Origin of the sequence: Kitasatospora sp. RG8 (assembly GCF_017813315.1) — a bacterium.
GTDB lineage: Bacteria > Actinomycetota > Actinomycetes > Streptomycetales > Streptomycetaceae > Kitasatospora.
Map to the genome: position 1 here is coordinate 582,134 of NZ_JAGIYX010000001.1, position 17,863 is coordinate 599,996.

The 17,863-nt window shown below is 73.7% G+C and carries 13 protein-coding genes; 7 read left to right on the forward strand and 6 right to left on the reverse strand.

The window, feature by feature from the left end:
* Positions 1-237 precede the first annotated feature (237 nt).
* The 6 genes from J5Y04_RS02505 to J5Y04_RS02530 all read left to right on the forward strand — a co-directional run bounded on the left by J5Y04_RS02505 (position 238) and on the right by J5Y04_RS02530 (position 6,889).
* Entirely contained in the window at positions 238-933 is a 696-nt protein-coding gene (locus J5Y04_RS02505) for a FadR/GntR family transcriptional regulator (RefSeq protein WP_209410072.1), read from the forward strand.
* Between the two features lie 384 nt (positions 934-1,317).
* Positions 1,318-4,209 carry a nitrate- and nitrite sensing domain-containing protein gene (locus J5Y04_RS02510; protein WP_245204174.1) on the forward strand — a complete coding sequence of 964 codons (2,892 nt, stop codon included), beginning with the start codon at positions 1,318-1,320 and terminating at the stop codon, positions 4,207-4,209.
* On the forward strand, positions 4,206-4,637 hold the full coding sequence (locus J5Y04_RS02515) for a roadblock/LC7 domain-containing protein (RefSeq protein ID WP_209409739.1): 432 nt from the start codon (positions 4,206-4,208) through the stop codon (positions 4,635-4,637). Before J5Y04_RS02510 ends, J5Y04_RS02515 begins: the two co-directional genes overlap by 4 nt.
* 7 nt (positions 4,638-4,644) lie before the next feature.
* Complete coding sequence (locus tag J5Y04_RS02520; RefSeq protein WP_374105937.1) at positions 4,645-5,067, forward strand: DUF742 domain-containing protein; 423 nt, start codon at positions 4,645-4,647, stop codon at positions 5,065-5,067.
* Positions 5,068-5,070: 3 nt separating this feature from the next.
* Positions 5,071-5,718 carry an ATP/GTP-binding protein gene (locus tag J5Y04_RS02525; RefSeq protein ID WP_209409742.1) on the forward strand — a complete coding sequence of 216 codons (648 nt, stop codon included), beginning with the start codon at positions 5,071-5,073 and terminating at the stop codon, positions 5,716-5,718.
* 37 nt (positions 5,719-5,755) lie between these two features.
* Complete coding sequence (locus J5Y04_RS02530; protein ID WP_209409744.1) at positions 5,756-6,889, forward strand: FAD-dependent monooxygenase; 1,134 nt, start codon at positions 5,756-5,758, stop codon at positions 6,887-6,889.
* A gap of 276 nt (positions 6,890-7,165) precedes the next feature.
* Here J5Y04_RS02530 and J5Y04_RS02535 read toward each other — a convergent pair whose 3' ends face one another.
* From J5Y04_RS02535 to J5Y04_RS02545, 3 genes are all read right to left on the reverse strand, one after another.
* On the reverse strand, positions 7,166-7,951 hold the full coding sequence (locus J5Y04_RS02535) for a serine hydrolase (protein WP_209409746.1): 786 nt from the start codon (positions 7,949-7,951) through the stop codon (positions 7,166-7,168).
* 310 nt (positions 7,952-8,261) lie between these two features.
* Positions 8,262-9,029: a leucyl/phenylalanyl-tRNA--protein transferase gene (locus tag J5Y04_RS02540; RefSeq protein WP_209409748.1), complete on the reverse strand. Its 768-nt coding sequence runs from the start codon at positions 9,027-9,029 to the stop codon at positions 8,262-8,264.
* Between the two features lie 14 nt (positions 9,030-9,043).
* The gene (locus tag J5Y04_RS02545; RefSeq protein WP_307852888.1) at positions 9,044-12,583 is read right to left on the reverse strand and encodes an amino acid adenylation domain-containing protein; all 3,540 of its coding nucleotides are present in this window, start codon (positions 12,581-12,583) and stop codon (positions 9,044-9,046) included.
* Positions 12,584-12,724: 141 nt separating this feature from the next.
* Here J5Y04_RS02545 and J5Y04_RS41295 point away from each other — a divergent pair, with 141 nt between their 5' ends.
* The gene (locus J5Y04_RS41295; RefSeq protein ID WP_245203979.1) at positions 12,725-15,898 is read left to right on the forward strand and encodes a bifunctional diguanylate cyclase/phosphodiesterase; all 3,174 of its coding nucleotides are present in this window, start codon (positions 12,725-12,727) and stop codon (positions 15,896-15,898) included.
* A gap of 25 nt (positions 15,899-15,923) precedes the next feature.
* Here J5Y04_RS41295 and J5Y04_RS02555 read toward each other — a convergent pair whose 3' ends face one another.
* From J5Y04_RS02555 to J5Y04_RS02565, 3 genes are read right to left on the reverse strand one after another with little or no spacing between them, the layout of a single operon-like run.
* Positions 15,924-16,289 carry a helix-turn-helix domain-containing protein gene (locus tag J5Y04_RS02555; protein ID WP_209409752.1) on the reverse strand — a complete coding sequence of 122 codons (366 nt, stop codon included), beginning with the start codon at positions 16,287-16,289 and terminating at the stop codon, positions 15,924-15,926.
* Complete coding sequence (locus J5Y04_RS02560; protein WP_374105938.1) at positions 16,286-16,684, reverse strand: type II toxin-antitoxin system RelE/ParE family toxin; 399 nt, start codon at positions 16,682-16,684, stop codon at positions 16,286-16,288. The genes J5Y04_RS02555 and J5Y04_RS02560 overlap by 4 nt, the downstream gene beginning before the upstream one ends.
* Before the next feature lie 31 nt (positions 16,685-16,715).
* Entirely contained in the window at positions 16,716-17,681 is a 966-nt protein-coding gene (locus J5Y04_RS02565) for a DUF4331 family protein (RefSeq protein WP_209409756.1), read from the reverse strand.
* Between the last annotated feature and the right edge of the window lie 182 nt (positions 17,682-17,863).

Genomic DNA, 17,863 nt, shown 5'->3' on the forward strand with positions numbered 1-17,863 from the left:
TTCCAGGCGGGCGCGGCGGCCGGGACGGGGCCGGCGGGGGTGCGGAGCGTGGGAAATCGCACGGTGAAGGTCCTTCGCGAGGTCGGTACCGGAGGACGAACCGGCAGCACGGCGCCCCGCAGCGGGGTGCCGGTCCGGTCAGACCCCGCTGCGGCCACCAAGAAGGAGACTCCACGGCTTCATGCCGGGTACGGTAGCCGCCGACCAACTCCTCAGACAACCTGTCAGGTGAACGCGATGTCCTCGCTCGGCGGCCCCCTCCGTCCCTCCCCCCTGGTCGACCAGGCCGCCCGGCGGATCGCGGAGCAGATCGCCGCCGGGCAGTGGCCGGTCGGCGGCAGACTGCCGGGCGAGGTGGCGCTGGCCCGGGAGTTGGGCGTCGGCCGGTCGACGGTCCGGGAGGCGCTGCGCGCGCTGGCCGGCGCCGGGATGGTGCGCAGCCGCCAGGGCGCGGGCGTCTTCGTGACGGCGGACCGGCCGGGCGGGGACTGGCCGGCACGGCTGCGCAGGGCGGAGCTGGCGCACCTGTACGAGGTCCGGACGATGGTCGAGGTGCAGGCCGCGCGGCTGGCCGCCGTCCGGCGCGGCGAGGCCGACCTGGCCGCGCTGGACCGGGCGCTGACCGCACGCCGGGAGGCCGGCGGGGCGGCGGACGCGGTCTTCGTGGACGCCGACATCGCGCTGCACAGTGCGGTGGTGGCGGCCGCCGGCAACCCCGTGCTGTCCGACCTCTTCGCGGAGTTCGTCCCGGTCCTGAGGGAGCGCCTGGTCGAGCTGGTGGCCCTGCTGGAGCTGCGCAAGGGCGACCCGGGGCACGGCTACGCGGCGCACGCGGAACTGGTGGAGGCGGTCCGCCGGGGTGATGCGGAGGGCGCCGGGCAGGTGCTGGCGGACGAACTGGAATCGACCCGGGCGCGGTTGCTCGCGGGCTGAGCAGCACCGGCACACACTTCTCACACGATCCCCCCGGACGCCCCCGGGGCGCCCTGCCGACCACCGCCCATCTGCCCTGATAACGCGTCATTGCAGGTCATCCCGTATGACAACGGTCCTTCGCCCACCAATCATGAACCTGCGAATGACATGGTGTTAAGGCTGTGTGTGCATCCCGTCCAGAGAGCGAACGGGTTTTCACTCCTATTACACGGTATGACTAGTATCGCCTCGTCAAAGGCCCGTGCCCGGACGGTCCGGCCCACCAGGCCGACCGCCTTCCCCTAGGAGTCAGCTCTGCGCGCGCGTGCGAATCGGCGGCCCCCGACGCCGAAGACCCCCCGCAGGCGGCCACGCCTGTCCCTGCGGACGGCACTGCTCGTTCTGGCCGTCGTCCCCGGTGTCGCCCTCGCGGTCCTCTGGGCGGTCACCAGCGGCCAGACCTTCGCGGACTTCAACCGCCAGGCCGACCAGGGCCTGCTGGCCCAGAAGGCCGGGCAGCCGTCCAACATCGTCTACTACAACCTCCAGGAGGAGCGCCGGCTCAGCGCCGAGTCGCTCGCCCGGCCCGGCAGCGTCACCGAGGCACTGCGCCGTCAGCGCCAGGCCACCGACGACGCCGTGCGCCAGTTCCAGGCGCTCTCCGGCGAGACCGCCGGCAACGCACCCGCCGAGGTGCGCAGCGCGGTCGCCGAGGCACGGCAGGCCCTGGGCAGACTGGCCGAGCAGCGGTCCGCCGTCGACCGCGGCGCCGTCGACCAGCAGGCCGTGTTCAGCTACTACACCGACCTGATCGCCGTCGACCTGCGGCTGTTCACCGCACTGAGCCACGTGGACAACGGCGAGGTCACCTGGATCTCCAAGACCCTGGTGAACGCCTTCTGGGCCAAGGAGATGCTGGCCCGCGAGGACGCCATCCTGGCCCGCGGCTGGCCGTCCGGGAAGCTCGCCACCGGCGACTTCCAGCAGGTCCAACAGGCCATCGGCGCCCAGGACCACCTCTTCACCGTCCAGGTCGTCCCCTACGTCCCGGCCGGCGAGGCCGCGGCCTGGCAGGACCTGATGAACAGCCCGGCGTGGCAGGCCAAGTCCGCCGTCGAGCAGTCGCTGACCAGGCCCGTCACCGCGGACACCGGCGGCACCATCAGGCTGCCGGCCGCCCAGGACCAGTGGCGGCAGGCCGTCGACCAGCTCAACCCGCAGCTGGTGAAGGTCATCGAGACCCGGACCAGCGGCATCGTCGAGGTCGGCAAGGCCTCGTTCCTCTCGCTGCTCACCAGCTTCGCCCTGACCACCGTGATCGGCCTGATCGCAGTCGTCGCGGTGATCGTCACCAGCTGGCGGCTGACCCGCTCGCTGCGCCGCCGGATCGAGGAACTGCACACCCAGGCGCAGGAGCTGGAGCGCACCCTGCCCGAGGTCGTCGAGCGCCTCGCCCAGGGCGAGCAGGTCGACGTCGAGGCCGAGACCCGGGCGGTCACCGCGGGCGACCACGGCAACGGCACCGACGAACTGGCCCGCCTCGGCCAGGCGCTCAACCTGGCCCGCGCGTCCGCGCTGGCGACCGCCGTCCGGCAGGCCGAGCAGCACCGCGGCTTCGAGCGGCTGCTCCAGCGCATCGCCCGCCGCACCCAGCTGCTGATCGGCCGGCAGCTGAAGAAGCTGGACGAGCTGGAGCGCAAGCACGAGGACCCGGAGGTGCTGGAGGGCCTGTTCGACCTCGACCACCTCACCGCCCGCCTGCGCCGCTACGAGGAGAACCTCGTCATCCTGGCCGGCGGCCAGCCGCAGCGGCGCTGGCGCAAGCCCGTCCCGCTGCTGGACGTGCTCCGCTCCGCCCAGGGCGAGGTGCAGGACTACCGGCGGATCATGCTGGACGTCGAAGGCCACCCGTGGCTGTCCGAGCGCGCCGTCGGCCCGGTCGCGCACGTGCTCGCCGAGCTGATGGAGAACGCGGCGAACTTCTCCAAGCCGCCGACACCGGTCGAGGTGCGGGCCGCCATGGTCGGCCGCGGGCTGGCGGTCGAGATCGAGGACCGCGGGCTCGGCATGGACCCGGCCCAGTACGACGCCGCCAACGAGCTGATGAGCCGTCCGCCCCGGACGGACGTGCTGGCCCGGGTGGACGACATCCGCCTCGGCTTCCACGTGGTGTCCCGGCTGGCCGCCGGCACCGGCCTGCGGATCGAGTTCCGGCCGTCGGCCTTCGGCGGGACACGGGTCGTCGTGCTCGTCCCCGCCGAGCTGGTCATCGACGGCGACGCGGGCCTTCCGGACGCGACCCCGGCCACGCCGATCCCGCTCACCCGGCGCCCCCGCACGACGGTGCCGGCCGTGACGCCCGCCCCGGAGGCGGACGGCGGCGATGCGGCGCCCGGACCGGCCGGCGCCGAGCCGCCGGAGATCCTGCTGGTCCCGCCGACCGCGGGGGCGGCGCCGGTCGAGGCGTTCGCGCACGTCGAGTACGTCCAGCCGCTGGAGCAGCCGGCGGAGTCCGCGCAGCCGGTCGAGCACGGTTCCCCGGCGGACGGCCCGGCGTGCGACACGGCGTACGCCGCCGGGTACGGCGACCGTCCCGCGTACGACACCCCGGCGGACGGGACCCCGGCGTCCGCCCCGGCCGGGCCCGCCCCGGCCCCCGGGTACGACAACCCCGCCTACCCGGACATCGCGTACGCCAAGGTGACCCCCGCCGAGGCCCCGTACGCGGACGAGCAGTACCGGCCGGCCGACCACTACCGGCTCGCCGAGCGGCGGGAACGGCGCGAGTACACGTCCTCGGTGCCGCTCAGCGAGCCCGGCGGCGGGCAGCCGCCGCTGCCGCAGCGGATCCGCCAGGCCAGCCTGGCCGCCGAGCTGCGTCTCCCGCCGGCCCGGACAGGGCACACACCCGGCCCGGACGGCCCCGCCCCGGCCGGCGACGCCTCCACCGGGCGCCAGCCCGGCGCGGCCGGCCCGTTCCAGCGCCCGGCACGGCGTTCGGGGGCGGCGATCGGCGCCTTCCAGCGGCAGTCCCGCGCGGCGCGCGGCCACGGCCGCGGTCACGACTCCGGCGAGCACCACCTCCCCGAGCGGAGCACGGACCGGACCCCCGACCGGACGCCCGGCGTCATCCCCGACCGGACCACGGACCGGACCCCCGACCACGGAACCCACCCGGTTCCCCCCACCGGCCCCGCCGAACCCGCCGGCCCCCCGACCCCCGCGCCCGCCCCCTCCCCCTGGGCACCCCCCGCCGCGGACCCCCGAACCACAAGGACGGATGAGCAGTCATGAACCGTACGATCGCCACCCACCAGGACCTGGACTGGCTGCTCGACGGACTCGTCGACTCGGTGCCCGGGACCAGGAACGCCGTCCTGCTCTCCGACGACGGCCTGGTCGTCAGTCACTCCCGCTCCATCGAGCGCGCCGACGCCGAACGCCTGGCCGCCGTCGCCACCGGCCAGCAGAGCCTGGCCCGCGGCGTCGGCCAGCTCTTCGACGGCGGCCCGGTGCACCAGGTCATCGTCGAGCTGTCCGAGGTCTGGCTGTTCATCATCGCCGCCGCCCAGGGCACCCACCTGGCCGTGGTCGCCTCCCAGGAGGTGGACGCCGAGGTGATGTCGGTGGCCATGCACACCCTGGTGCAACAGGTCGGCCAGAAGCTGACCACCCCGGTCCGCAGCGAGTTCGACGCCTTCGCGGCCAGGAACCGGGGTTGATGCCCCGGTGACCCCGCACTGGAGCGAGCTGCCCGACGAGGACGAGGAGGACGGCTCGGACTCGATGGTGCGCCCGTACACCATCACCCGGGGCCGCACCGCGCCCGAGCGCGACGACCTCACCCTGATCACGGTGCTCACCACCGTCGAGGACGAGGCCCGCACGGCCCTGGCCCGGGGCTCCCGTGCCGGCTCGCGCGGGCTCCAGCCCGAGCACCGGACGATCCTGGACCGCTGCCGGCGCCCGGCCGCCGTCGCCGAGGTGGCGGCCGCGCTGGACCTGCCGGTCTCGGTCACCAAGATCCTCCTGGGCGACCTGGTCTCCCAGGGCCTGCTGCTGGCCCGCGCCCCGCTCTCGGTGGCCCGGGCCGGCGGGGGCGCGGACCTCGGTCTGCTCACGGCCGTACGCGAAGGACTCCGGAGACTCTGAACCATGGCACCGACCGCACCCCTTCCCCCCTCCGCCCCCGGCACCGCCGGCACCGCCGACAGGGCCGGCACCACCGGCGCGGCCGACGCCCCCGCCGCCGTGAAGATCCTCATCGCGGGCGGCTTCGGCGTCGGCAAGACCACGCTGGTCGGCTCGGTCAGCGAGATCGCGCCGCTGCGCACCGAGGAGTACCTCACCCGCGCCAGCGTCGGCGTGGACGACCTCGCCGGCGTCGACAGCAAGGACACCACCACCGTCGCCCTGGACTTCGGCCGGATCACCGTCAGCCCCGAGCTGGTGGTCTACCTGTTCGGCACGCCCGGCCAGGAACGCTTCTGGTTCATGTGGAACGACCTGGTGAACGGCGCGCTCGGCGGGATCGTCGTCGCCGACACCCGCCGGCTGGAGACCAGCTTCGCCTCGATCGACTTCTTCGAGAGCCGGGGCATCCCGTTCGTGGTCGCGATCAACTGCTTCCACGGCCGGAACACCCGCACGCCGGACGAGATCCGGGCCGCCCTGGACCTCGACCCGCAGGTGCCGATGCTCCTCGGCGACGTGCGCGACCGCTTCTACGGACGGGACCTCCTGCTGGCCCTCGTCGACCACCTGATGGACCTCGCCGCCGTCCCGCCCGCGCCCGTCGGCTGAGCCCCGCCCTCCCACTCCCCCTGTTTGGAGATCCGTCATGACCCCACCCCTGCGCGTCCTGGTCCACGGCGGCGGGATCGGCGGCCTGACCCTGGCCACCGCCCTCGCCCGGCGGGGCCACCAGGTCGACGTCGCCGAGCTGCGCGACGGGCTGGAGGCGCTCGGCGTCGGCATCATCCAGCCGTCCAACGCCCTCCACGTGATGCGCGAGATCGGCGTGCTGGACGCCTGCCTGGCCGCCGGCTTCGAGTGGGAGGTGCTGACCATCTGCGACCCGGGCGGCGCCACCCTCGCGAGGATCCCGCAGCCCCGGATGGGCGACGCACCCTCCAACAACGGCATCCCGCGGCCCGCCCTGGCCGGGGTGCTCTCCGCCGCCGCCACCGAGGCCGGCGCGTCGCTCCGCTTCTCCGCCACGATCACCGGACTCGACGACGACGGCGAGGGCGTGGACGTCACCCTCTCCGACGGTCACAGCGGCCGCTACGACCTGGTGGTCGGCTTCGACGGCATCGGCTCACCGCTTCGCCGGCGGCTGTACGGCGACACGTACGCGCCCGAGTACACCGGCTTCGCCAACTGGCGGGTCACGCTGCCGCGCCTGCCCGAGGTGCAGGGCGTGGTGATGTCCGCCGGCAACCTCAGGGCCAAGGCGCTGCTCACCCCGATCACCGACGAACTCATGTACCTGGGCTCGGTGTTCGCCGAGGCCGAGGACTTCCGCCCGGACCGGGAGCACGCCCACGAGCAGCTCGCCGAGCGGCTCGGCGGCTTCGGCGGCCCCATCGCCGAGGCGCTGGCGCAGGTCGCCGACCCGTCCGCGGTGGTCTACTCACGGATCTCCCAGGTCACGGTGGAGGAGCCCTGGCACGTCGGCCGGGTGGTGCTGGCCGGCGACGCCGCGCACGCCTCCACCCCGCACCTGGCCCAGGGCGCGGCGATGGCGGTCGAGGACGCGCTCGTCCTCGCGCAGTCGCTGGACGACGCCGAGGACGTCGCCACCGCGCTGGCCGCCTGGGAGGAGCGCCGCCGGCCGCGTGCGATGTGGGTGCAGGCGCTGTCCCGCGCCGTCCTCAAGCAGGAGACCGGCACCCCGACCACCCCGGAGGAGGACGAGCTGCTGAAGGTCGGCATCCCGGGCGCCGCGCACGTCCTGGTCCAGCCGTACTGACGCCGCACCGCCGCACCGCCGTCACTCCGACGGCCCTGCGCGGGGTTCTGCCCGCGCAGGGCCGCGGACGGGATGGACGACCGTCCGACAGGTAGCGCGGCCGGCTCGAGGGGTACGGGATGTCGTCGCGGCCGGCGCGAACCGCTCACCGAACTCCACCTCAACCTGCACGGCGACGTCACCGTGGCCGACCGCCTCCTCGCCTGCCCGCCCTGGACGGCCGCTCCTTCGAACTCCCCGGACACGAACTCCCCGGCCACCCCGGATTCGTCCGCATCAGCTCGACGAGGCCGCGCCGGACGGGCCGGAGGCGGTCGCGATGTCGTGACGGCGCTCCCAGACCGCCGCCGAGACCCTTGCCAGCAGCCGGGCCGCCGGGTCCGCCTCGTCCTCGCCCGAGGCCAGCGGGCCGGTGTAGCAGACCGCCAGCAGGTACGGCGGGCAGTCCTCGGGGCTCACCAGGCCGACGCTGTGCCGCGCCCCGGGGACCCAGCCGTTCTTGAAGGCGATCCGGGTGCCCGGCGGCAGCCCCGCCGCCAGGTCCACCCGGAAGGCGTTGCGCTCCAGCAGGGCCAGCAACTCCGGCTCGTCCGCGAGGGACTGGAGGAGGCGGACCAGGTCGCGGGCGCTCACCCGGTTGTGCACGCCCGCGTCGCGCGCCGCGTAGTCCTCGATCCCGCGCGGGCTGGCGCTGCCGGTCGCGCCCGCCCGCCGCCAGACGTCGGCCACCGCCTCGTGCCCGGCCCGCGCGAGGCAGAGGTTGGTCGCGAGGTTGGAGGAGTGCGTGATCATCCGCTCGGCGAGGGTGCGCAGCGGGGCCGTGCCGCCGAGCAGCGCCCAGGGCTGCGGGTCGCTGTCCCAGCCGGGGTCGTTGGCGAACTCCCCGCCCGCCACCGACTCGAACCGGTTGACCACCGGCACCTCGGCGTCGAGATCCGCCCCGCTCCGGTACAGCGCCGCCAGCACGGCCACCTTCATCGTGCTCGCCGCGTCGTGCAGTTCGTCGCCGGCCCGGACGAGGACGGGCTCGCCGCCCCAGGGCGCCACCACCACGGAAACCATGCCCGCCCACGTTCCCGGGCGGAGCTCCGGGCAAACCGGCCGGGCAGGCCCGCCGCCCCCGTACGACCCCTGTCCACCCCCCGGCGCACGGCCCTGGACTTCCGAACTCAACGGACGGGAAAGGCCTCTGCGCACAGGGGGCGGGTTCCATGAGCACTGAGAGACTGGCACTTCCGCACGAGTACCGGGTGGCGCCACAACGTCGACGTGGAGCAGGAGCTGGCCAGGCTGCACGCCCTGCTCGCGGGGCGGCGCGGGGCGGGGTGAGCGGCCGGGACCAGCCGAGGCCGGACGGGGTGAGCGCCGGGGGTCAGCGCCGCCCCAGGCGGGAGACCGGGAGGGCGTCCGGGGCCAGCGGCCGCAGGTCGGCCGGGGCGGCGAGTGCGGCGAGGTAGTCGGCGCGGGAAGTGGGGACGGCGCCGAGGGTGCGGACGTGCGGGGTGTCCCACTGGGCGTCGAGGAGGCGGCCGCCCGCGTCGGCGAAGCGGGCGGCGAGGTCGGCGACGGCGACGCGGGCGGCGTCGGACCGGCGGTGGAACATCGAGTCGAGGCTGAGGACGGGTCCCGCGGTGACCCCGAAGACCCCGCCGATCAGCTCCTCGCCGTCCCAGACCTCGGCGCTGTGCGCCGCGCCGCGGTCGTGCAGCTGGAGCAGAATGGTGCGTAACCCCTCGGTGAGCCAGGGCGGTTGGCGGCCCTCGGCGCAGGCGGCGAGGACTCTTGGGAAGGCCCGGTCGGCGCTGGTCCACCACGGCAGGCCGTTGCGCAGCCGCCGGGCGAGCCGGCTCCCGATGCGCACTCCGCCCGGCGCGATCACCGGGCGAGGGTCCGGGGACCACCAGGCCAGGGCGTAGGGGTCGTCGTCGACGGCGGCGGCCCCCGGGAGCAGCGCCACCGTGCCCGAGGCCACTGCCTCCTCGAACCGGGCCTCGTTGAAGGCGCTCGCGTAGTCGTCGGCGGCGGGCATCGGGAACAGCCCGCGCCGGTACGCGGCCAGCAGCACGTCCGCCGCGAGCCCGCCCCCGAACGCCACCGGCCCGTCCCCCGGCGCCCGCGCCACGTCCAGTCCGTCGAACATCCCGGCCGTCCCGTTCACCGTCGCAACACCCCCACGGGCGGGGCCAGGAAGCCCTCCGCCGTCAGCTGCTCCAGGTAGTGGTCCAGCAGCCCGTCGTCGACCGCCGGAAGGTCGATCCCGCTGCCCACCAGGGCCTGTTCGGTGTTGGCGCGGTCGAAGAGCGGGAACGTCGGGCGGAAGTACATCTCGCTGATGGAGAGTTCCGTCCCCGGGCTGCGGTCGACGAAGAGCGGGACGAACGGGGTCATCGGATGGGTGGGGTGGCCGGCGGCGAAGCGGACGAGGTCCTGGACCCAGGAGGCGTAGGGGACTTCGTCCACCGGGTGGCCGCGGGCGCGCAGGCGGGCGGCGAGGTCGGCGAGGACGCCGGGGCGGGGTGAGGTGACGTGGTAGACCTCGCCGTTGGCGGGGGCGTGGGCGGCGATGTGGGCGACGGCCTGGCTGAAGCGGTCGGCCGGGACGAAGTCGAGCAGCAGCCGGACGTCGGGGCAACTTCCGCTGTCCGCCATGTACTTGATCAGCGCGCAGATCTCGGTTCCGGTGTTCATCACCCCGGTGGCGAGGTCGCCGGTGACGTCGTTGGTGCGCAGCACGGTGACCGGCAGGCCGGCCGCGGCCGCGTTGTGCAGCAGCTGTTCGGCGACCCACTTGCTCTCGACGTAGCCGACCGCGAGCTTCTCCGGGTACGCGAGCGGCATCCGCTCGGTGACCTCGGCGACTCCGGCCGGGCCGAAGCCGGCCAGGACGGCGAGGGTGGAGAGGTAGTGCACCGGGACGCCGCGGGAGTGCCCGGCCAGCCGGACGATCTCGCGGGTGCCGCCGACGTTGGCGGCGCGCAGCTGGTGGTAGGGGTAGATGAAGTTGACCTGTCCGCCGAGGTGGTGGATGGCGTCCAGGCTGTCGGCCAGTTCCTCGAACCGGTGCTGCGTCAGGCCGAGCAGGGGTTCGGTGAGGTCGCCGACCAGCGGGACGACCCGGGCGTCGGCCAGGTCGTGCCGGAGGAAGCGCTGTTGCGCGGCACGGATGCGTTCGAGGGCGTGTTCCTCGTCGGGGGCGCGGACCAGGCAGTGGATGCGGGCGCCGGTGGTGCGCAGCAGGGTGTTCAGCAGGTGCGCGCCGCAGAAGCCGGTGGCGCCGGTGAGCAGGATCTCGGCGGGTTCGGCGCGGCAGGGCGCGGGGTGCCAGGACTGCCGGACGGGGGTGCCGGGTTCGGCTTCGGCGGCCCAGTCGACGGTCGTCTCGCCGAGGCCGTTCCAGGCGGAGCGCGCCGTCCGGGTGGCGTCGGCGAAGGCGCGCAGGGTGGAGTCGCGCAGCAGCGACCGGGTGAGGAAGCGGATCCGGGTGACGTCGATGCCGAACATGATCCGGGCCCGGGCGAGCATCTCCATGGCGAGCAGGGAGTTGCCGCCGAGTTCGAAGAAGTCGTCGGAGGGTCCGACGGTGTCGACGCCGAGCAGCTGGGACCAGAGCTGGGCGATGCCGGCCTCGATCGCGCCCCCGTTGCCGTCGGGGCGCGCGGCCCCGTCGGCGCGCGCGATCTCGTTCGTCCGCCCGTTCTCGTCCGTCCGCCCGTTCTCGTCCTGGCGCCCGGTCTCCTCCGCCGGTCCGTCGCCCCGTCCTCCACCGGCCCGCCGCTGGAGTTGTGGCGTGGTGTGCGGCAGCCGGCGCCGGTCGATCTTGCCGTGGGGGGTGAGCGGCATGCGGTCGAGCAGCACGAACTCGGCCGGGACCATGAAGTCCGGCAGCCGTTCGGCCAGGTAGGCCCGGATCTGCGGACGCCGGGCGCCGGCGCCGGACTCGGCGCGCCCGGTCAGCGTGTAGTAGGCGGTGAGGACGCGCGTCCCGTCGTCGCTGCCGTCGGCGGCGACGCGGGCCTGCCGGACGTCGGGGTGGGCGGCGAGCACCGATTCGACCTCGGCGGGGTCGACGCGGTAGCCGCGGACCTTCACCTGGTCGTCGAAGCGGCCGAGGATCTCCAGGTTGCCGTCGGCCCGCCAGCGCCCGGCGTCGCCGGTGCGGTACATGCGTTCCCCGGGGACGGCCGCGTACGGGTCGGGAAGGAACGTTTCCGCGGTCAGGCCGGGCTGTCGCCAGTAGCCGCGGGCCAGGCCGGGGCCGCCGAGGTAGATCTCGCCCTTCTCCCCCGGCCGCACCGGGGAGAGCCGCGCGTCCAGCACGTGCACCCGCACGCCCGGCAGCGGCCGCCCGATCGGCACCGGGGCCGCCGCGGCGGCGGCCGACGCCCCACCGGCCGGCGGCCCGTGCGCGGCGCGCCCGTGCGCACCGCCGGCCAGCACCTCCGGCGTGACCTCGCAGAGCGTGGAGGTGACCGCGGCCTCGGTCACCCCGTACGCGTTGACCAGCCGGACGCCGGGCAGCCGGTCCAGGCAGGTGCGGCAGTCGTCGGCGTGCACGGTGTCCCCGCCCACCACGACCAGCCGCAGGCCCGCGGGGGCCGGACCGCCCTCGGGGAGCAGGGCCAGCACGTGGTGCCAGTAGGCGGGCGTGAGGTCGGTGACGGTGAGCCCCAGGTCGGGCATCCGGTGCACCAGCTCGGTGGGCGCCCAGGTCCGCGCCCCGCCGAGGACGAGGGTGGCGCCGCTGACCAGGGTGGCGAGCACCTGCTCCAACGCGGTGTCGAAGCCGAGGGCGGCCAGTTGCAGCACCCGGTCGTGCGGCGTCAGCCCGTAGGCGCGGACGACGCGATCCAGGGTGAAGAGGAGGGAACGGTGGGTGACGGGCACGCCCTTGGGCGTACCGGTGGTGCCGGAGGTGTAGATCAGGTACGCGAGGTCGTCCGCAGCGGCGGTGTCCGGCTCCGGTCCCCCCTCCCAGGTCTCCGCCTCCGCGTCCGCGGCCAGCACCTCGGCGCCCGTGAAGCGCCGCCCGCGCCCCGCCACCACCGCCGAGGCGCGGCAGTCCTCGACGAGCTGCGCGAGCCGCCGCTCGGGGTGGGCCGGGTCCAGCGGGAGGAAGGCCCCGCCGGCCTTGAGCACGCCGAGCCAGGCCGTCACGAGGCCGGTCCCGCGCTCCAGGCAGACGGGCACCACCCGGTCCGGTCCGACGCCCCGGGCCCGCAGCGCGGCGGCCAGCCGGTCGCTGCGCCGGTCCAGTTCGCGGTAGCTCAGTTCGCCGTCCTCGGCGAGCACGGCGAGGGCGTCCGGATCGTCGGCGGCGCGCGCCCGGAAGAGCCCGTGCACGGTGCCCGCGGACCCGGCGGCCGGCGGCCGGCCCGCGCCCGTGTCCGCGTCCGGTCCGGCACCCGTGCCGTGCGACGGCCCGAGCCCGAGCCCGTCCCACCGCCACTCGCGTTCCACGTAGGCCCGGCAGGCCGCCCGGCTGTCCGGGCCGAACACCGTCCGCCAACCACTCGGAACGGTGAAGTCACCTGGCCAGATCGCATACCGACCGTCTTCGTTGCACAACACGGCGTGACGACCGGAGTTCACTTCCGACCGTGCGCCCTGTGCGCTGTCTGCTGCATCATCCACCGGCTTGACCTCGTGCTGTGGCGGCAGAATGCTGGGAGGTGCGACATTTCCGACTATACGCACTCACGGCTCATTTCGAACGTCCGGTCCCGACCCGACGGACGGACGCGGCCCCTGCCCCGAAGGGCGATTCCCGGAAGACCCGTCCTCACCCGAACTCCCCCGCCCGACCGGCGGAGTGATGTCGTGGAGGAGGTAGCCTCGTTGACACGCCGGCGACAACACCTGATGGTCTGTTATCTGGTGTGGATGGTGCTGTTCACCTGCATCTACTACATCTACCCGACGCAGCGGATCATCTGGTGGACAGGCATCGGCCTCGGCGGCGTCGCCGCCATCGTGGTCGGCGTCCGACTCAACCGCCCCTCCCACGCGCTCTTCTGGTACCTGCTCGCACTCGCCAACCTCAGCTTCACCGCCGGCGAGGTCGTCCAGGTCATCCAGCTGGAGTTCCTGCACCTGGGGAGCCCCTTCCCCTCGGTGGCCGACGGCTTCTACCTCGCCGAGTACCTGCTGTACGCGGCGGGCGTCCTGGGCTTCATCCGCTGGCGGACGGCCCATCAGGACCGGGCCAGCCTGCTGGACGCGCTCATCCTCACCATGGGCCTCGCCCTGCTCGCCTGGATCTACCTGATCCTCCCGTACGCCCGGAACCCCGACCTCAGCTGGTTCCAGAAGGCCGTCTCGATGGCCTACCCGCTGGGCGACGTGATCGTCCTCTTCCTGCTGCTGCGCCTGCTCGTCCCACGCGGCGGGAGCAGCCGGGCGCTCCAGCTGCTCACGGTCGGCACCGTCGGCCTGCTGATCTCCGACATCCTGTACGGGCTGATCCAGCTGCACGGCGACTGGCACATCGGCACCCCGGTCGACCTCGGCTGGGCCGCCTTCTACACCGCCTGGGGCGCGGCCGCACTGCACCCCTCCATGGTCGAGCTGACCAGACCGGTGCCCTCGCAGGTGGTCGACCTCGGCCGCGGCCGGCTGGCCCTGCTCACCGCGGCCTCGCTGATCGCGCCGACCATCCTGATCGTCGAGTCCGTCAACGGCAACACCAACAACGCCGGGGTGATCGGCGCCTTCTCCGCCCTGCTCTTCCTGCTCGTCCTGGCCCGCCTCGCCATCGTGGTCGGCGCCCGCCGGCAGGCCCTGGCCCGGGAACGGGCGCTGCGCGAGGCCGGTGCCTCACTGACCGCGGCCGTCACCGTCGAGGAGGTCGCCGACGCCGTCCAGGCCGCCGCCTCCACCCTGATGCCGGCCGAGCCCGGCCACGTCGCGCTGCTCGCGGTCACCGAGGCCGGCGTCCTGCACATCCGGCACGCCGAGCGCGGACCGGCCCAGCACACCCTGGGCGACGGCCCCGGCTCGGACGAGGTGCTCGCCCTGGCGGCCGTCCGCGAGACCCGGTTACTCCCCGTCGAGGACATCGGCAGCGACCTGGCCCTCCGCTTCGACGGCATGCCCTCCGCCCTGCTCTGCCCGCTGACCCTCGCCGAACGCCCCTCCGGCGACCCGTTGATCGGCGCACTCATCGTCACCGGAACCGAACAGGAGCTGACCAGCCTCTGGAGCTCGCTGGAGATCCTCGCCGCCCAGGCCGCACTGGCCGTCGAACGCGTGATGCTGAGCCAGGAGATCAACCGCCGCAACAGCGAGGTCTACTTCCGCACCCTGGTGCAGAGCGCCAGCGACGTCATCCTGATCCTCAACGCCGACGACGGCGTCCGCTACGCCTCCTCCTCCGCCGAACGCGTCCTCGGCTACCCCAGCCTGGACGGCACCCTGATCACCGACCTCGTCCCGCCCGAGGACAGCCGCGCCGTCGGCAGCGCACTGGCCCGGATGCGCGGCCTGGACGGCGGCGGGCGGTCGGGCGACAGCCGCGAAATGCAACGTGAACACTGGCGCCTGCTGCGCCACGACCGCACGCCGATCGAGGCCGAGGTCCGCTGCAACGACCTGCGCGGCGACCCGACGGTGGGTGGCCTGGTGCTCACCCTGCGCGACGTCACTGAACAGCGCCAGATGGAGCGCGAGCTCACCCACCGCGCCTTCCACGACTCGCTCACCGGCCTGGCCAACCGCGTCCTCTTCCAGGACCGCGTGGGCCACGCGCTCTCGCGCGGTGAGCGCAGCGGCGCCATCACCGGGGTGCTCTTCATCGACCTGGACGACTTCAAGGTGGTCAACGACACCCAGGGGCACGCGGTCGGCGACGAACTGCTGGTCGCCGTCTCGCTCCGGGTCTCCACCGCGCTGCGCACCTCCGACACGGCGGCCCGGCTCGGCGGCGACGAGTTCGCCGTCCTGGTGGAGGACGCGCTGCGCCCGGCCGACGTCGGCGCCACGGCGGACGCGGTGCTGTCCGCCTTCACGGAGCCGTTCAAGCTGAGTGCGGGCGCCGTCCGGGTCACGGCCAGCATCGGCGTCGCCACCACCGAGGACAGCGTGGACGGGACCGAGCTGCTCAGCCACGCCGACCTGGCCCTGTACTCGGCGAAGTCGGCCGGCAAGCGGCAGTGGTGCCACTACCAGCCCGCGCTCCAGGCCGGGCTGGTGGAGCGGCACGAACTGAACGAGAACCTGGACACCGCGATCGCCGAGTCCGCGTTCAAGCTGTACTACCAGCCGATCGTCGACCTGCAGACCGGCGACCTGGTCGCCTTCGAGGCGCTGGTCCGCTGGCCGCACGACCGGCGCGGCATGGTGCTGCCCGACGACTTCATCGCACTCGCCGAGGAGAGCGGCCAGATCGTGCCGCTCGGCGCGTGGGTCCTGGAACGGGCCGCCCAGGAGGTGGCCGGCTGGCACCGGCTCAGCGGCGACCGGCGCAGCGCCCGCGGCCTTCCGCCCCTGCGGGTCAACGTCAACGTCTCGGCCCGGCAGTTCCGCGACGCCGGCTTCGTGGACGTGGTGCGCAGCGCCGTCCGGACCTCCGGGATCACCCCGCAGGCGCTCGTCCTGGAACTGACCGAGTCCGTGCTGATGCGCCGCGACGAACGCGTCCACACCGACATGCGCACCCTGACCGGGCTGGGCGTCGGCATCGCCATCGACGACTTCGGGACGGGCTACTCCTCGCTCTCCTACCTGCGCGAGTTCCCGATCTCCATCCTGAAGATCGACAAGTCCTTCATCGACGGCCTCGGCCTCTCCCAGCAGCAGTACGCCCTGGTCGAGGGCATCACCCGGATCGCCGACACCCTCGGCGTCCAGGTCATCGCGGAGGGCATCGAGAACACCGAGCAGCGCGACCTGCTCGCCGCCATGGGCTGTCCCCTCGGCCAGGGCTACCTCTTCGCCCGCCCCCTCACCCCCGAGCAGGCCCGCACCCTCATCGAGGAGTACGCCGACCTCAGCGACGCCCGCCCCCCGGCCTGACCGGACGGCGACGCCCCGGGCCGCCCTACGCCGCCGACCGGCCGTCCCCCGGTTCACCGTCACCGGGCCGGTCGCCGTGCGGGGAGAAGACGAACGAGGAGGCGTCGCCGTCCAGGTCGATGGTCAGCGACGCGTCCAACGCCTTCGCCAGCCGGGTGAGCAAAGGCAGGGTCGGCAACGAGTCGCCACCCTCGATGGTGGAGATCTGCGGCTGCGTCATGCCGGCCCGCCGTGCCAGCTCCGCCTGCGACAGGCCGAGCAGGGTGCGGCGGTCGTGAACGGCCTGCCCCAGAGCGAACGCATGTCCCGCCTCGACGTAGGCGGCGGACTCCTCGACCTGTTCGCCGAGGAGCCTCCTGGTCCGGCGGGTCTTCCAGTGCGCGTGGTTCACGGACTCTCCTCCTTGCTCCGGTCGTAGGAATGCTCGGCCGGGCCATGGGCCGCCTCGCATTCTCGCTGCACCTGCTGGGCGCGGTCGACCTCTGTCGTCTCGCGCTGCCGCGTCTTGCGGAACACCGTCAGCAGCACGATGCGCCGGTCCGGCGCCAGCCAGTAGGTGATCCGCACGGCGCTGCCGTCCATGACGAACCGCAGCTCGCGCACCTTACCGCCGAGATGCCGCGAGTAGGGCTCCGCCAGTGTCGTCGGCCGGCTTGCGAGCATGTCAACCGCACGCTCGACCTTGTCGTACCGGGCATCCGGAAGAAGCTCCAGCCATTGCCGGACCTCGGGCTCGATCTCGATCTGCCATGGGTGGCTCACAGGGGCGACTATACAGAAATCCATATACCGGCACGGCCCTGTGAGCCGTTCCCCCCTACTCCGCCGGGTGCGGGTGGCCGAGGTGGGGGAAGGTCGGGAGGAGGTCGGTGTGCGGGGGGATGTGGTCGCTGAGGATCTTGCCGCCGGAGACCATGGCGAGGCGGGCGGAGGTCACGTCGTCGCTGAGGGTGCGGCCGTTCGGGTAGGCGGCGGGGCGGGAGCGGTCGTAGCGCAGGACGTCGGGCAGGACGAGCTTCAGCGTCTCCGTCGCCGCCTCGGTGGTGTAGTCCCCGGTGTGCTGGAGGACGGCCGTCCAGGCCTCGCGGTACGTCGCCCAGTCGTCGGCCGGCTCGCCCGTGTTGTACGAGTCCTTGACCTCCTCCGCGTTGAAGTACGCGGTCAGCGAGGGGTGCGCGCCCCGGTCGACGGAGATCAGCTGCCCGTCCAGGTGGAGGCTGACCCGGGCCCAGACGCCGATCACCGGATCCGGGCCCAGCTCGGCGTCCGGGACTTCGAGGGCGATGCCGAAGACGTTGGCCTCGGCCATGGCGTCCTTGCCGGTCCAGGTGAAGTTGTTGACGATCCCTTCGAGGTCGGCGAAGAACGGGTCGCTGCGCAGGCCCACGGAGAGCTTGTAGCCACCCACCTCCGCCACGTCCGGCGCGTAGCCGAAGGCGACCGGCACGTTGGCGAACAGCACGTCGCCGCCCGCCTCGTGCCTCCGGGCCGCCTCCCCGGTGGCGCGGTGGACGGTGACGGTCTGGCCGCCGGTGCCCGGGCCGGAGAAGGTGAACGAGTAGGCGACGTCCGCCCGGTTGTCACCGTCGTTGTCGATGTTGATCCGGTAGACGGCGTCCGGGTGGAACTCGGCGGCCCGGGTCGGGGCGTACGGGTTCACGTTCATGATGAGGACGGTCCGGCCCGAGGCGTCCGAGCCCGGGAAGGCGAACAGGTCGGTGAGGTCGAGCCGGGCGTCGCCGCGCGGTGAGCGGAGGTTCGGACCACTGAGGTGGTGGGACATGGCGCTGCGCTACCTCGTCTCTGTGCATCCCCCTGGTTGTCGGATCCGTGGTACCAGTGGGACCCGTGGCACGGGGGGAGGCCACCCGTACCGGGGGCCGCCGTCCGCCGATCGGCCGACGGCCGACGGCGCCGGGCGGTCACGGGCCGTCGCGGGAGCGGACGGTCGCCGCGGGCGCGGAC

Bases quoted from the DNA above. Each gene is read 5' to 3' on its own strand.
- J5Y04_RS02525 (WP_209409742.1), top strand. From the start codon at position 5,071: ATGGCACCGACCGCACCCCTTCCCCCCTCCGCCCCCGGCACCGCCGGC.
- J5Y04_RS02515 (WP_209409739.1), top strand. From the start codon at position 4,206: ATGAACCGTACGATCGCCACCCACCAGGACCTGGACTGGCTGCTCGAC.
- J5Y04_RS02530 (WP_209409744.1), top strand. From the start codon at position 5,756: ATGACCCCACCCCTGCGCGTCCTGGTCCACGGCGGCGGGATCGGCGGC.
- J5Y04_RS02560 (WP_374105938.1), bottom strand. From the start codon at position 16,684: ATGGATTTCTGTATAGTCGCCCCTGTGAGCCACCCATGGCAGATCGAG.
- J5Y04_RS02535 (WP_209409746.1), bottom strand. From the start codon at position 7,951: ATGGTTTCCGTGGTGGTGGCGCCCTGGGGCGGCGAGCCCGTCCTCGTC.
- J5Y04_RS02540 (WP_209409748.1), bottom strand. From the start codon at position 9,029: ATGTTCGACGGACTGGACGTGGCGCGGGCGCCGGGGGACGGGCCGGTG.
- J5Y04_RS02505 (WP_209410072.1), top strand. From the start codon at position 238: ATGTCCTCGCTCGGCGGCCCCCTCCGTCCCTCCCCCCTGGTCGACCAG.
- J5Y04_RS02565 (WP_209409756.1), bottom strand. From the start codon at position 17,681: ATGTCCCACCACCTCAGTGGTCCGAACCTCCGCTCACCGCGCGGCGAC.